The organism is Novosphingobium ovatum (assembly GCF_009909235.1).
In the GTDB taxonomy this organism is placed as follows: Bacteria; Pseudomonadota; Alphaproteobacteria; order Sphingomonadales; family Sphingomonadaceae; genus Novosphingobium; species Novosphingobium ovatum.
Map to the genome: position 1 here is coordinate 333528 of NZ_JAAAPO010000002.1, position 12738 is coordinate 346265.

General features: G+C 65.4%; 13 protein-coding genes. 4 read left to right on the top strand and 9 right to left on the bottom strand.

Annotation, left to right across the window (positions count from 1 at the left end):
* Nucleotides 1-10: 10 nt before the first annotated feature.
* Entirely contained in the window at nucleotides 11-463 is a 453-nt protein-coding gene (locus tag GTZ99_RS05725; protein ID WP_161717319.1) for a MarR family winged helix-turn-helix transcriptional regulator, read from the bottom strand.
* Nucleotides 464-637: 174 nt separating this feature from the next.
* Between GTZ99_RS05725 and GTZ99_RS05730 the strand changes: the two genes are divergently transcribed.
* Together GTZ99_RS05730 and GTZ99_RS05735 are read left to right on the top strand one after the other, a co-directional pair.
* Nucleotides 638-1489, top strand: coding sequence for a p-hydroxycinnamoyl CoA hydratase/lyase (locus tag GTZ99_RS05730; RefSeq protein WP_161717320.1), 852 nt, complete (start codon nucleotides 638-640; stop codon nucleotides 1487-1489).
* A 36-nt stretch (nucleotides 1490-1525) separates the two neighbouring features.
* Nucleotides 1526-3637 (top strand): acetate--CoA ligase family protein, encoded by a 2112-nt coding sequence (locus tag GTZ99_RS05735; RefSeq protein WP_161717321.1) that lies wholly within the window; start codon nucleotides 1526-1528, stop codon nucleotides 3635-3637.
* A gap of 70 nt (nucleotides 3638-3707) precedes the next feature.
* Here GTZ99_RS05735 and GTZ99_RS05740 read toward each other — a convergent pair whose 3' ends face one another.
* Nucleotides 3708-4607 (bottom strand): helix-turn-helix domain-containing protein, encoded by a 900-nt coding sequence (locus GTZ99_RS05740; RefSeq protein WP_227711124.1) that lies wholly within the window; start codon nucleotides 4605-4607, stop codon nucleotides 3708-3710.
* Nucleotides 4608-4700: 93 nt separating this feature from the next.
* On the opposite strand from GTZ99_RS05740, the gene pobA reads away from it, so the two are divergent.
* Nucleotides 4701-5870, top strand: coding sequence for a 4-hydroxybenzoate 3-monooxygenase (pobA, locus tag GTZ99_RS05745; protein WP_161717322.1), 1170 nt, complete (start codon nucleotides 4701-4703; stop codon nucleotides 5868-5870).
* Nucleotides 5871-5918: 48 nt separating this feature from the next.
* Here the strand turns inward: pobA and GTZ99_RS05750 are convergent, their stop codons facing one another.
* Complete coding sequence (locus tag GTZ99_RS05750; RefSeq protein ID WP_161717323.1) at nucleotides 5919-6794, bottom strand: alpha/beta fold hydrolase; 876 nt, start codon at nucleotides 6792-6794, stop codon at nucleotides 5919-5921.
* A gap of 53 nt (nucleotides 6795-6847) precedes the next feature.
* The gene (locus tag GTZ99_RS05755) at nucleotides 6848-7588 is read right to left on the bottom strand and encodes a hypothetical protein (protein ID WP_161717324.1); all 741 of its coding nucleotides are present in this window, start codon (nucleotides 7586-7588) and stop codon (nucleotides 6848-6850) included.
* A gap of 128 nt (nucleotides 7589-7716) precedes the next feature.
* Between GTZ99_RS05755 and trxB the strand changes: the two genes are divergently transcribed.
* On the top strand, nucleotides 7717-8679 hold the full coding sequence (gene trxB, locus GTZ99_RS05760; protein WP_161717325.1) for a thioredoxin-disulfide reductase: 963 nt from the start codon (nucleotides 7717-7719) through the stop codon (nucleotides 8677-8679).
* A 96-nt stretch (nucleotides 8680-8775) separates the two neighbouring features.
* Here trxB and GTZ99_RS05765 read toward each other — a convergent pair whose 3' ends face one another.
* The 5 genes from GTZ99_RS05765 to GTZ99_RS05785 form a co-directional block, all read right to left on the bottom strand.
* Nucleotides 8776-9552, bottom strand: a complete 777-nt coding sequence (locus GTZ99_RS05765) for a hypothetical protein (RefSeq protein WP_161717326.1) — start codon at nucleotides 9550-9552, stop codon at nucleotides 8776-8778.
* A 238-nt stretch (nucleotides 9553-9790) separates the two neighbouring features.
* Nucleotides 9791-10615, bottom strand: a complete 825-nt coding sequence (locus tag GTZ99_RS05770; protein ID WP_227711125.1) for a hydrolase 1, exosortase A system-associated — start codon at nucleotides 10613-10615, stop codon at nucleotides 9791-9793.
* A complete protein-coding gene (locus tag GTZ99_RS05775) occupies nucleotides 10612-11349 on the bottom strand; it encodes an alpha/beta hydrolase family protein (RefSeq protein ID WP_320076642.1) in 738 nt (245 codons plus the stop codon). The genes GTZ99_RS05770 and GTZ99_RS05775 overlap by 4 nt, the downstream gene beginning before the upstream one ends.
* Nucleotides 11350-11357: 8 nt before the next feature.
* Nucleotides 11358-11618, bottom strand: a complete 261-nt coding sequence (locus GTZ99_RS05780) for an acyl carrier protein (RefSeq protein ID WP_161717327.1) — start codon at nucleotides 11616-11618, stop codon at nucleotides 11358-11360.
* A 72-nt stretch (nucleotides 11619-11690) separates the two neighbouring features.
* Entirely contained in the window at nucleotides 11691-12686 is a 996-nt protein-coding gene (locus GTZ99_RS05785; protein ID WP_227711126.1) for a GNAT family N-acetyltransferase, read from the bottom strand.
* Nucleotides 12687-12738 lie beyond the last annotated feature (52 nt).

A 12738-nucleotide genomic window follows, 5' to 3' on the forward strand; every position in this document is an offset into this window, starting at 1 on the left:
ACTGCCGCGCCTATTGCCACAGGGCGTTGAGCGCGGGCAGGAAATGGTCGCGGTGGCGGGCCGGGATGCGCGCCATCAGGTCCTCTTCGAAATCCTGAATGATGGCGCGGGCCTGTTCCAATGCCTCGGCGCCCAGCGGGGTCAGCACGACCGCGATTGATTTGCGGTCGATCGGCGCGCGCGTCACCAGCCCCAGCGATTCCATCCGCGCCAGCAGGCGGACCATGTTGGCGCGCTGAATATCCAGCGCCTTGCCGATCAGGCTGCTGGTCATGTCATTGCGTCCCTCGACCAGCAACAGGACCGAGGCGTCCCCCACCCGCAGCCCTGCGTCTGCCATCCGCGCCGAAAGTTCGGCCATCATCACATTGGCCGCCCGCCGCAGCGCATAGCCGGGCAGCACCGCCAGCGGATCTGCGGCCAGCGGGGCCTGCGCGATGTCCTGATCCGATCCGTCCTGCATTCCCAATCCCCCGGAAAAGCGCCAATGATGGCGCTTGCACAAACTTGCGTCAATTCATGTCGGTGCCTTATTGACGGCGGCAGCGAAAATGCTATGCGTGATAACAAATCCAGCCATCAACCGGCGTTGCCCGCCTGCATAATCGGGCGCGCCCCATTGCGGAAGAGGTTTGCCATGACCGAACAGAAGATCGAACGCGCCGAAGAAGATACCGTTTCCGTCAAGATCGAGAACCGGATCGCGTGGGTCAGCTATAACCGCCCTGAAAAGCGCAACTGCATGAGCCCCAAGCTGAACCGCCAGATGCTGAAGGTCATCGAGGAACTGGAATTCCGCGATGATGTGGGCGTGCTGGTGCTGACCGGTGAGGGCGAAGCCTTCTCGGCCGGTATGGACCTGAAGGAATATTTCCGCGAAAACGAAGCCAAGGGCCTGTGGGCCACGCGCAAGGCCCAGCGTGAAGCCTATGGCTGGTGGGAACGCCTGCGCTGGTATGAAAAGCCGACCATCGGCATGATCAACGGCTGGTGCTTTGGCGGCGCCTATGGCCCGCTGTACGCGGTGGACATCGCCGTGGCCTCGGATGACGCGCAGTTCGGCCTCTCGGAAATCAACTGGGGCATCCTGCCCGGCGGCGGCGCGTCCAAGGTGGCGCAGGAACTGATGCCGCTGCGCAAGGCGATGTACCACGCCATGATGGGCGAAAACCTGACCGGCAAGCAGGCCGAGGCGCAGGGTCTGGTGACCGAATCGGTCCCCGCCGACCAGCTCAAGGCCCGCGTCACCGCCATCGCCGAAGCGCTGCTGAAGAAGGACGCCAACGCCCTGCGCGCCACCAAGTGGGCGATGCGCCGCATGGTCGAGATGACCTATGAAAACGCCGAGGACTATCTGATCCGCGCGCAGGAAGCGCTGAACGGCTTTGGCGGTCTGGAAGCCCGCAAGGAAGCCACCAAGCAGTTCCTGGACGAAAAGACCTTCAAGCCGGGTCTGGGCACCTTCGACATCACCAAGATCAAGAAGTAAGCCTAAAAGCCAAAGCGTTAGAGAGAGGGCAGACAAATGGCCAATCTGAGCCACGCCATGATCGCTCGCCTGTTGCAGCCCAAGTCGGTTGCGGTGGTGGGCGCCAGTGACAAGCCGGGGGCGCTGGGCGCCACCCTGATCAGCAACCTTGATCGCGCGGGGTTCGCGGGCGAGATCTATCCGATCAACCCCAACCGCGAAAAGATCGGGGCGCGGCCTTGTCTGCCCTCTGTTGACGCATTGCCTGATGGCGTGGACGTGGCCGTGCTGGCCATTCCGCGCGTCGGCGTGCTGGACGCAGTGCGTGGCCTTGCCGCGCGTGGCGTTGGCAGCGCCATCATCTTCTCGGCCGGTTTTGCCGAGGATGGTGAGGCGGGCATGGCCGAACAGGCTGAAATCGCCCGCATCGCCGCCGAGGCGGGCATGGTGATCGAAGGCCCGAACTGTCTGGGCATGGTCAACCATGTCCATGGCGTGCCGCTGACCTTTGTTGAAACGGCGATCATTCCGCCCGCTGGGCGCCGCGCTTTGTCGGTGGTGTCGCAGTCGGGCGCGATGGCGGCGGTGCTGTGCACCACGCTGCTGGCGCGCGATCTGGCCTGTTCCTATTCGGTCAGCACCGGCAACGAGGCGGCCAGCGGCGTTGAGGATTACATTGACTGGCTGGTTGATGATGCCGACACGCAGGTCATCGCCATGATCGTCGAGCAGTTCCGCAAGCCCGCGCGCTTTATCGCCGCGGCCGAACGCGCGCGCGCGGCGGGTAAGCCGATCGTGTTGCTGCACCCCGGCAAGTCGTCGGCGGCGCGGGAATCGGCGGCCACCCACACCGGCGCGATGGCGGGCGATTACAGCCTGATGCGTGCCAAGGTGGCCCGCACCGGCGTGATCTTTGCCGAAACGTTGCAGGAATTGGGCGACATTGCCGAGATCCTGATCCGTTGCCAGCCGCTGACCAACAATTCGGCCGCCGTTCTGGGCGAATCCGGCGCGTTCAAGGCGCTGACGCTGGATCTGGCCGAGGAACTGGACCTGCCGCTGGCCCCCCTGCATGACGAGGACAGCCCGGCGCTGCGCGCGGCGTTGCCGCCTTTCGTGCCGGTGTCGAACCCGCTGGACATCACCGCGCAGGGCCTGTCGCAGCCGGTGATCTATACCCAGACGCTGACCGCGCTGCTGGAGGATGACCGCGTGGGCGCGGTGGTGGCTGGCATCATTCAGTGCGATCCCGTCACCGCCGACATCAAGGTGCCTGCGATCGTCGCCGCCGTCGATGGTCAGAGCGTGACCAAGCCGTTGATCTTTGCCGGTTTGGACGAGGGCGCCGACATGCCCGCGCATTACATCGCCGCGCTGCGCGAGCGGAACATCCCGTGGTTCCCCACCACCGAGCGCGCCTTCCGTGCGGTCGCCGCGCTGGGCAAGCGGGCCGATCTGGACCTGACCAATGCCGCGCCCGCGCCGGTTTCGGTCGCGGGGCTGGCCGCCGAACATGGCGTGATCCCCGAATATCGTTGCAAGCAATTGCTGGGCCCGCTGGGCATCAGCTTCCCGGCGGGGCAGTTCGCGGCGGACGCCGATGCGGCGGTGGCGGCGGCCAATGCGGTTGGCTATCCGGTGGCGATGAAGGCGCAGGCCGCCGCGCTGGGGCACAAGTCGGACGCGGGCGGCGTGTTGCTGAACCTGGGTGATGACGCGGCGGTGCGCGCGGCCTTTACCCAGATGTATGCCAATGTGGCCGCCTATGACGCGGCGATCACTCTGGACGGCGTGCTGATCGAAAAGATGGGCAAGCGTGGGGCAGAAATGATCGTCGGCGCCAAGAATGATCCCGAATGGGGCCCGGTGGTGCTGGCCGGTTTTGGCGGCGTGACGGCGGAAATTCTGGCCGACGTGGCGCTGATCACCCCCGACCTGTCCGAGGAGGCGATCATCGCCAAGCTGATGGGCCTGAAGCAGGCGGCCTTGCTGAAGGGCTATCGTGGCAGCCCGGCGCTGGACGTGCCCGCGCTGGCCAAGCTGATCCGTGGCATCAGCGCGGTGCTGCTGGCCGAGCCGAGCATTGCCGAAATGGACCTGAACCCGGTGATCCTGCATCCCATGGGCGAAGGCGTGGTGGCGCTGGACGCGCTGATGCTGGTGCAATAAGTCCGAACGGGTCGCGTGGCGGCAAGATGGGGGGCGGCCTTGACGGGCTGCCCCCCTTTTGCGTTGGGGCCTAATCCTCGGTCAGGGCGCTGCGTTCGGCCTGTGGGCGGCGGCCCGTCATCCGCAGGTAAAAGCGCGAGAAATAGGACGGATCGGCAAAGCCCAGTTCGGTCGAGACCTGTGCCACGGTGGCGTTGGTGTAACGCAGCAGCCGTTGTGCCTCCAGCGTACAGCGGCGGTTGATCACCTCCAGCGGGCTGCACCCCAGACGGCGGCGGCACAGCCGGCCCAGCGTGCGCTCGGTCGTGCCGATCGCATCGGCAAAGAAGGATAGCGGGCGGTGTTCCTTGAGATGGGTTTCGACCAGCAGGCGGAAATGCGCCAGCCGCCGGTCATCCTCGCTGTTGCGCGGGATCGACATGCTGCCCTGTGGCAGGGAACGCAGCAAAGCCTCGGCCAGCGCCAGTTCCAGCATGCCGCCGCCCTGCCATTCCTGCGCCAGCGACAGCATCTCCTCGGCCAGCACGCCGCAGCGCCGCGCGCTTTCGCTGTCCAGCGGGCCGTGGCCACCGGCCGACAACAGGCTGCGTAATGGATCATTCCCCCCGGTGGCGCGCGCGGCAATGTCCTGTGACAGCGTCAACACATAGCCCAGCATCCCAGGCGCAAAGCGATAGCCATGCACAGCGCCCGCCGGAATGGCGACAAAGCCGGGCTGGGGCAGGGTGAAGGACTCGCCGTCCAGCGTGACCAGCGCCTCACCGGAATGCACGATAAGTACCTGAATTCCCCGGTCATGGCGATGCGGGTTGATTTCCCAATCATGCAGTGACGAACGCACCGCGATCGTCTCGATATGGCAAAAGCCTGCGGGATTTGGCTCTTCGCCTTCGCCGTACAGGGCGAAATTGGGGATGTGGGGCGCGTCTGTCATGCTGTCCTGATAATGCCACCAGATTGACCGCCTCATCCCTTCAACCCAAGGGCAAATCCTGTCAATCCCTGCGCCACCATGGTGTGCGGACAAAATCCGCCCACCCAGAGCCAAATGGGGAGAATTCACATGAAAACGCAGGTCGCCATCATTGGCGCCGGGCCGGCGGGTTTGCTGCTGGGCCATATGTTGCGCGCCGAAGGCGTCGATTGTGTCGTGCTGGAACGGCAGACGGGTGACTATGTGCTGGGCCGCATCCGCGCGGGCGTGCTGGAAAACATCACCGTCAACCTGATGGAGCGTCTGGGTCTGGACGCCCGCCTCAAGGCCGAGGGGCTGGTTGAGGAAGGGTTCAATCTGGCCGATGGTGAGCGGCTGATCCGTATCGATGTCGCCAACCTGACCGGCAAAACCGTCGTGGTCTATGGCCAGACCGAGATCACCAAGGACCTGATGGACGCTGCCGCCCCGCGTGGGCTGGAGGTGATCTATGAGGCAGGCGATGTGGCCTTGCACGATATCGAGAGCGATGCGCCCTATGTCACCTATACCAAGGACGGCGCCGCGCAGCGCATCGACGCGCGCTTTATCGTCGGCTGCGATGGCTTCCATGGCCCCAGCCGCAAGGCGATCCCCGCCAGCGCGGCGGTGGAGTATGAGCGCGTCTATCCCTTTGGCTGGCTGGGCATTCTGGCCGATGTGCCGCCCTGCAACCACGAACTGATCTATGCCAACCACGAGCGCGGCTTTGCGCTGGCCTCGATGCGCTCGCACACCCGCAGCCGCTATTACGTCGACGTGCCCCTGACCGAAAAGGTCGAGGATTGGTCGGACGATCGCATCTGGGACGAGCTGGCGATCCGCCTTGGCCCGGATGCCGCCGCCAATATCACGCGCGGGCCCAGCATTGAAAAGTCGATCGCGCCGCTGCGCTCCTATGTGTTCGGCACGATGCGCCATGGCAGCCTGCTGCTGTGCGGGGACGCGGCCCATATCGTCCCGCCCACCGGCGCCAAGGGGCTGAATCTGGCCGCCAGCGACGTGCATTACGCCGCCGAAGCGCTGGTCGCGCATTTCAAGCGCGCCGATCAGGACGCCATCGGCCTCTATAGCGGCAAGGCGCTGGCCCGCGTGTGGAAGGGCGAACGCTTCAGCTGGTCGCTGACCAAGCTGATGCACCGCTTCCCCGAGGATGGCCCGTTCGAACGCGCGATGCAGGTGGCCGAGCTGGACTATATCGCCAGCAGCACCGCCGCGCAGACGGTGATCGCCGAAAACTACGTCGGGTTGCCGGTGTAAACAGATGGGGGGCGTGCCGGGCATTCCGGCGCGCCCCTTTGGCGCGTATCAGGCCAGAAAGGCCCGCAGATCGGTGACGAACCGGTCGAACTGGTCATGGTGCAGCCAGTGGCCGGCATCGGGATAGAAATGCACGTCCGCATCGCGGAAATGGGTGATCCGCCCGTCAATGCGCGGGTCCACGGCAAAGCTTTGCCCGCCGTAGAAGAACTGCACCGGACAGGTGATCGCGCCCCATAACCCGTGGATCTCCTCCTGCGGGAAATTGGCCACCGGCCAGACGTTCAGATAGGGATCGAACTTCCAGACATAGCTGCCATCCTCGTTGCGGTTGACACCGTGGATGGTCAGATGGCGCACCTGTTCCTCGGTCAACTGCGGGTTGGCGGCGCGCATCCGGTCGATGGCGTCCTCGATCCGGGCGTAACGGCGCGGCAGGCGGCCAGCGGCGGCATGGCGCTCGGCAATCCATTGGCGGATGCGGTCGGGGTAGGGCTTGGCGTCCCGCTCGCGCGAATGCAGCGGCGATACGCCCAACCCTTCGATATTGGCCAGACGGCGCACCTTGTCCGGGTAAAGCCCGGTAAACAGCGTGGCGATATTGCCGCCCAGCGAATGGGCGCAGATCGTCACCTGATCATAGCCCAGCGTCTGGACCAGTTGCGCCATGTCGCTGACAAAGGAAAAGCTGGTGTAATGCGCATCAGGCGACCACGCGCTGTCGCCATGGCCGCGCAGGTCGGGGCAGATGACATGCCAATCCTTGCGCAAGGCCTGCGCCACCCAGTCCCAGCTGCGGCAATGGTCGCGCCCGCCATGTTGCAGGATCAGCGGCGGCGCATCGGGGTTGCCCCAATCGACATAATGCATCCGCAATCGTTGCGAGACAAAGCTGTGCGAGGCTGGTCCGGGAATAGAGGTCATGGTCCCCGCGATGTGGCCCAGTGCAGCGCATCGCGTCAACCGTTGAAACGCGGTTACAGGCGGCGTTTCAACGTTATGCTGGCGCGCAGGCGGTTGACGGCGCTGGCGCTCGTTTCGCCCACCGGCACCGAATAATTCGTCTCGGCCGAGATTTCGCTGCGGCCCTGACGCAATTGCAGCCGGGCCATGGCGCTGGCGGTCTGGTCGGGGCGCACGGTCAGCCCGCTGGTGGAGCCCAGATCGCCGCGCGCCCGCACCCCCACCTGCAACGCGGGCAGCACGCGCATCCATGCCGCGCTGTCATAGCGCAGCGCCATCGGCGCATCGGCGGTCAGCGATTTGCTGCCCTGCATCGTCACCACCACATCCAATGGCCCGCTGGCGTGTTGCACCTTCAGGCTGGTGTCATAGCTTTTGGCGCCCAACTGTTGGCTCAACCGCAGATCGGTGCCATCGCCCAGCCCGAATTGGCCGCTGGTCAGCCTGCGCCAGTCAAAGCCGTCATCATGCGGCGTGGGCGCGGCGCGATGGGGCGCGGTGGGCAACGCCGCGGCGCGCAGGCGGCGGCCCAGAATGGCGTCTGCCATCACCGCGCTCAGGCTTTGCTCCAGATCGTCAGGTGTGGCCGCCAGCGCCATGGCCTGCAACCCGCCCCAATCCGGCCCGATGGGGATGGTCAGCGCGGGGGGCGGAGCCTGCAAAGCCTCTGGCGCATCGGCGTCCTGCGCGCGCGCCAGCGTCGGCGCGCACAACAGCGCCAAGGCGCAAACGGCAAGGGCAGGGGCATGTCGCATCACGCCGCCTTTTATACCGCCGCGCGGGTGAAGGAAAACTGTATCGCCCCCAAGAGCGGGGCACCTTTCCTTTGGCGATGGCAGCGCCTATCCCGCCGGGCAACACAGGATTTGCTACAGGGATTCGCATGACCACGCACACCACCCGCATGTTGATCATCGGTTCTGGCCCCGCCGGGCTGACGGCGGCGATCTATGGCGCGCGCGCCGGGTTGAACCCGATTGTCGTGCAGGGCCTGCAACCGGGCGGCCAGCTGACGATCACCACCGATGTCGAAAACTACCCCGGCTTCCGCGAGGCGGTGCAGGGCCCGTGGCTGGTGCAAGAGATGCAGGCGCAGGCCGAACATGTCGGCACGCGGATGATGTGGGACACGATCACCGACATCGACCTGTCCGGGCCGCCGTTCCGTGCCGTTGGCGACAGCGGCGATGTGTATGAGGGCGACACGCTGGTGATCTGCACCGGCGCGCAGGCCAAATGGCTGGGCGTGGACGGAGAGCAGGCGCTGTCGGGCAAGGGCGTGTCGGCCTGCGCCACCTGTGACGGGTTCTTCTATCGCGGGAAAAAGGTGGTGGTGATCGGCGGCGGCAACACCGCGGTCGAGGAAGCGCTGTACCTGACCAACCACAGCCAGGACGTGACGCTGATCCACCGCCGCGACAGCTTGCGCGCGGAAAAGATCCTGCAGGAACGCCTGTTCGCCCACCCCCATATCAAGGTGTTGTGGAACAAGGCGGTCGATGGTTTCGTGGGTGAGGCCGGGATTGGCGGGGCTGGCCTGACGGGCGTCGCGCTGACCGACACCGTCACCGGCGAAAAGAGCGTCGAACCGGCACAGGGCGCCTTTGTCGCCATTGGCCACGCCCCCGCGACCGACTTGTTCAAGGGCAAGCTGGAGCTGGACGCATCGGGCTATATCGTCGTGCAGCCCGGCACGCCCAAGACTGCCATCCCCGGCGTGTTTGCCGCCGGTGACGTGATGGACCACACCTATCGTCAGGCGGTGACGGCGGCGGGCACGGGCTGCATGGCGGCGCTGGACGCGGAACGCTTTGTCGGCGCACTGGATCACGCGCGCGGTCAATAATCGCGCGCGCCCAATACTCTGACGCGCAAGGGGGCAGGCGATGATCGCCCGCCCCCCAGCGGTTCTGGCGCGCGCGTCCCGCGCCAGTCGTCCGTATCAGCCCACGGCGGTATTGATGTCGTGCTGATAATTGGCGACGTTGTTCTGGTACATCGCGATCATGCTCGGCAGCTGAAAATAGGGAATGGTCGTATTGGCCGGGCTGAGCATGCCATTGTGCACATTGTCCAGCTCGTTCTGGTAATAGGTCAGCCAGTACTGGTTCCACGCCAGATGCGTCTGCAACGAGCAGGCGTTCCACGTCACCGTGCCCGCGCTCTGGTCCTGCACCCACAGCTTGCCATATTGGGCGCGGGGGAAATAGCGGCCGTTGGTCAGCACCCAGGAATCATCGGCGCCGGTCTGGAAATTGGCCTGATATTGCGAATCCTCGGACATGACGATCATTTGCAGCGTTTCAGCCCCCAGGAACGAGGCAATGCCTGACGGGTTCACGCAGGCGCTCAGATCCATATGGCTGACGTTTTGCACCTGGCCATAGGGGATGGCGATCGAGGATTGCTTGAAGGCGTCGATGGCGCGCTTGATGGCCAATTGCGTGTGATTGGCGGCCGAGCCAACGCGCCAGCCGAATTGCGCCACCGTTTTGGTAAAAGCGGCCAGATCGGCAAAGGTTTCCATCGTGGCGGGCAAGCCGTTCAGCAAACCCGACACCGCTTCGGGCAGCGCGGCCACGTCGGCCAATGCCAGCGCCAGTTCCGCGGCACTGACCAGAAAGTCGATGATTTCCCATTCGGGGGTCAATCCCACCATGACATAGGCGGTCTGGCCCATATTGTTGGCCACATTCACATTCTGAGTCAGGCTTCCCATGATGTTACCTTTTTTGGATGCAGGGCGTCCGGCCATCTGCTGTGGTCCGGGTGTCGGGCATGGGCTGCGCTGAGTAATCGCAGTAAACCAGCATTGTACAGCTAGTGTGAATATCGCTGCGTGGCAATGGAGCGTATGTATTTAAACGCGCGAATGCATATTCACGCGAGGTGCCATATTTGCGATTTTATTTGCGATTTTGTGCCAAGAATTGGAACGCTGATGGCGGATTTGGGGCCTATCCGTTCAGCGCTACCACGACTTGCGCCAGATACCAGTCGCGCGCATGGTCCTCGACAAAGCTGTGGGTGGCGCCATCGCAGGTCTGGATGCGGCGGTCGCGCTTGTCCCAATTGTCCAGAAAAGCCAAGCCCGTCCGGTCGCGCCCGGCAATCAGCAACATCGCCGGACCACCCCACGCGCTCAGCCCCTCGGCCATCGCGCGGGCCAGCGGGTTTGGCTCGGCAGGCTTGGGCCGCAGCATGGCGATCACGCTGCGGATCGCGCCGAAGATCGACACCTTGCCGGTCAACAGCCGCAACAGCATCGCCGGATTGGCCAGACGCGCGCGGTAATGGGCACGCAAGGCGGCGGTAGGCATGGCGGCCTTTTCCTCGGCCGCGCCGTCTTCGTCCTGCTCGATCGTCCAGGGGTTGGACAGCACCAGCGCCGATACGCCCTGCATCTGGGGCGCGGTCATCATCACCGCGCTGGCCGCATCGCAATTGCCCAGAACCACCAGCCGCGCCAGCCCCGGCACGGCGTCACGAAACGCCGTCAGCGCCGCCAGAATGTCCGGCCCGCTGCCGCGAAAGCCGGTGTTCATCCCTTCGCTGTCGCCCACTCCGCGCCGGTCATAGCGCATCACGGCAAAGCCTTGCGCCGCCAGACGCGCGGCCATTTGGGCCTGACCGCTCCACGCGCCCGCGCGGATTTCATTGCCGCCCGATACCAGCAGCAGCCCGGCGCGCGGCGCGCCATCGGCCGGCAGGTCCAGCGTGCCGAACAGTGCGGCGGCCTCGCAGGTAAAGGCTATCCCTTTGCGCATCGTGCTGCCGCTCATGCCGCGTCTCCTGCGGTTATGCCCATCATCACCACGGCGGCCAGCGCATCGGCCTGCGCCGCGTTTTCGCCCGGTTCGGCGCGCAGCCACAGGCCGGGGGTGGGCACCAGATCGGGCGCGATATCGCGCATCGGGCTGTCAGCGTTCACCACCAGCCCCGGAAATTCCGCCACAAATTCCGCGCCCAGACGATAGCCCACCAGTTCCAGCCCAGCCTCGCGGCCCTGCGCCATCAGGCTGTCCTGCTTTTCCTCAACGCCCAGTTCGCGCGCGGCGACAATGCGCGCGCGCAGCATCTGGCGCATCTGGCTGGCGCCGGTAACGGGCGCATAGCGCCATCCCGGCAGGCCATCGGGCGCAATCAGCGCGCCGCCACGGATGGCCAGCACATGGGTCGCGCCAAAATGCCGCGCCGCCCCCAACATGGCCAGCCGCCAATCACCCGGCGTTTGCCGCGTCAGATCGGCCAGGCTGTCGCCCAGACCTGGAATTTCGGGCAGGACCGCGCCTACGCCGCTGGCCGACAGGCGCCGCATCACCTCGACGCTCAGGCGGCGCATGCGGTTTGCCTCGTCAAACAGCGCCGGGATCACCAGCACCTGCGCGCCGCGTTCCAGCCCTACCGCTGCCGCCAGCCGCAGCGCCAGTTCATCGCGCGTACCGCCGCCGGGCAAAGGGCAGGGCCAGCTTTCGATCATCTCCAGCGTGGTCGCACCCATCGCCCAATCTTCCACGTTTAAGGTCAGCCGCCGCGCCGCGCCGTGACAAAGGTCAGCAGCGCGCCATAGCTCTCCAGCAGATCGCCATCGACATCCTCGTCATCAATGACGATATCCAGACGGTCCTCGATTTCGGTCAACAGGCCCGCCACCGCCATCGAATCCAGTTCGGGCAAATGGCCAAACAGCCCGGTGTCGGCGGTAAAGCCATCTGCCTGTCCGGGCTTCAGCCCCAGAACGTCGGTCAGGATCTGGCGCAGTTGCGCATCGGTCTCGTTTTGCATAGCCCCTCTTTGGGTATCGGATTGTTGTTGTGCCGCCGGTCGCATATCCGGCGGGCGAACAGGGATTTGGCTCTAGCCCTGCTGCTTCGCCCCCACAAGCCGCTTTGCCCATGATCTGGCGCAATGCACAGCCAGCCGGGGCCATTGGCCGGGTTGGTCCAGTCGCACCATCTCCAGCCGATAGCGGGGGCGCTGCTCCTCCATCCAGTCGCGCTTGTACGGATCATCGCCGGTGCCAAAGTCGACCATGGTCACCCCATCGCCGTCGATCACATGGGCAAACAGTGCCGCCGACAGGCTGGTGCCGGGGGACACAGGCTTGGCGCTTTCGACATAGGCCAGCTTGTGGATGAAGGCGGTGCCGCCCTCGACGCTCCACAATTGCGCCGCCAATGGCGTGCCGGGGGCCACGCCCTCCTGCGTGCCGTCCAGCGCATGGGCCAGCCCCAGCCGCAACCGTCCGGCCGCGCCCTCTGCCCGGGCAAAGTCGCGCAGGAAGGCCATCGCGCCTTCCTCGGGCTTCCAGCTTTGGGCATAGACGGCCTCATATTCGGCCCATGCCGCGTCCGAAAAGGCCGTGTGGATGGTGCAGGCGACCTTCTTGGCCTTGCGCTTCAACGTGGTGCGCAGCGGGCCGGGGCGCGCGGCCAGATAGGTGGCATAGTCGCGCCCGCGCAGATGCAGGATATGGTTGGTGTCATCCACCACCATGCGCACAAGCCAGCCCGCCCCGCGAAAACCTGCGGCAATGGCGCTGGCGCTGCCGTCCTCGTCCGGGACATGGGTCAGGGTGATGCGCCCCGTCCGCCGCGCCAGATCGCGGGCCAGTGCCTGCAACAGCGCCGCCCGGTCGGGCGTGCCGCTCACCACCGGGGCCACGCGGAACGTGTACCAATTGGCCAGCGCCGTCAGTTCCCCCTGACCTTGAGCCAGCGGCAGCGCCAGCGCGCCCGCGCCATTGCGCGCCACGGCCAGCACCGGGCGCATCGCGCAATGGGCCTGCAACCCCGCCCACCAGTCCAGCCGGTCAAACGGCGCGCCCGCCGGCGCGGACAGCCATCCGGCCAAATCCTTATCGCCTTGGACTTCGTTAAGGTCGGCATGGTAGGTGAGCGAAATC

Excerpts from the sequence above, each read along its gene's own strand:
- GTZ99_RS05770 (WP_227711125.1), bottom strand. The coding sequence starts at position 10,615 with ATGAGCGGCAGCACGATGCGCAAAGGGATAGCCTTTACCTGCGAGGCC.
- GTZ99_RS05735 (WP_161717321.1), top strand. The coding sequence starts at position 1,526 with ATGGCCAATCTGAGCCACGCCATGATCGCTCGCCTGTTGCAGCCCAAG.
- GTZ99_RS05725 (WP_161717319.1), bottom strand. The coding sequence starts at position 463 with ATGCAGGACGGATCGGATCAGGACATCGCGCAGGCCCCGCTGGCCGCA.
- GTZ99_RS05765 (WP_161717326.1), bottom strand. The coding sequence starts at position 9,552 with ATGGGAAGCCTGACTCAGAATGTGAATGTGGCCAACAATATGGGCCAG.
- GTZ99_RS05755 (WP_161717324.1), bottom strand. The coding sequence starts at position 7,588 with ATGCGACATGCCCCTGCCCTTGCCGTTTGCGCCTTGGCGCTGTTGTGC.
- trxB (WP_161717325.1), top strand. The coding sequence starts at position 7,717 with ATGACCACGCACACCACCCGCATGTTGATCATCGGTTCTGGCCCCGCC.
- GTZ99_RS05750 (WP_161717323.1), bottom strand. The coding sequence starts at position 6,794 with ATGACCTCTATTCCCGGACCAGCCTCGCACAGCTTTGTCTCGCAACGA.
- GTZ99_RS05780 (WP_161717327.1), bottom strand. The coding sequence starts at position 11,618 with ATGCAAAACGAGACCGATGCGCAACTGCGCCAGATCCTGACCGACGTT.
- GTZ99_RS05730 (WP_161717320.1), top strand. The coding sequence starts at position 638 with ATGACCGAACAGAAGATCGAACGCGCCGAAGAAGATACCGTTTCCGTC.
- GTZ99_RS05740 (WP_227711124.1), bottom strand. The coding sequence starts at position 4,607 with ATGAGGCGGTCAATCTGGTGGCATTATCAGGACAGCATGACAGACGCG.
- pobA (WP_161717322.1), top strand. The coding sequence starts at position 4,701 with ATGAAAACGCAGGTCGCCATCATTGGCGCCGGGCCGGCGGGTTTGCTG.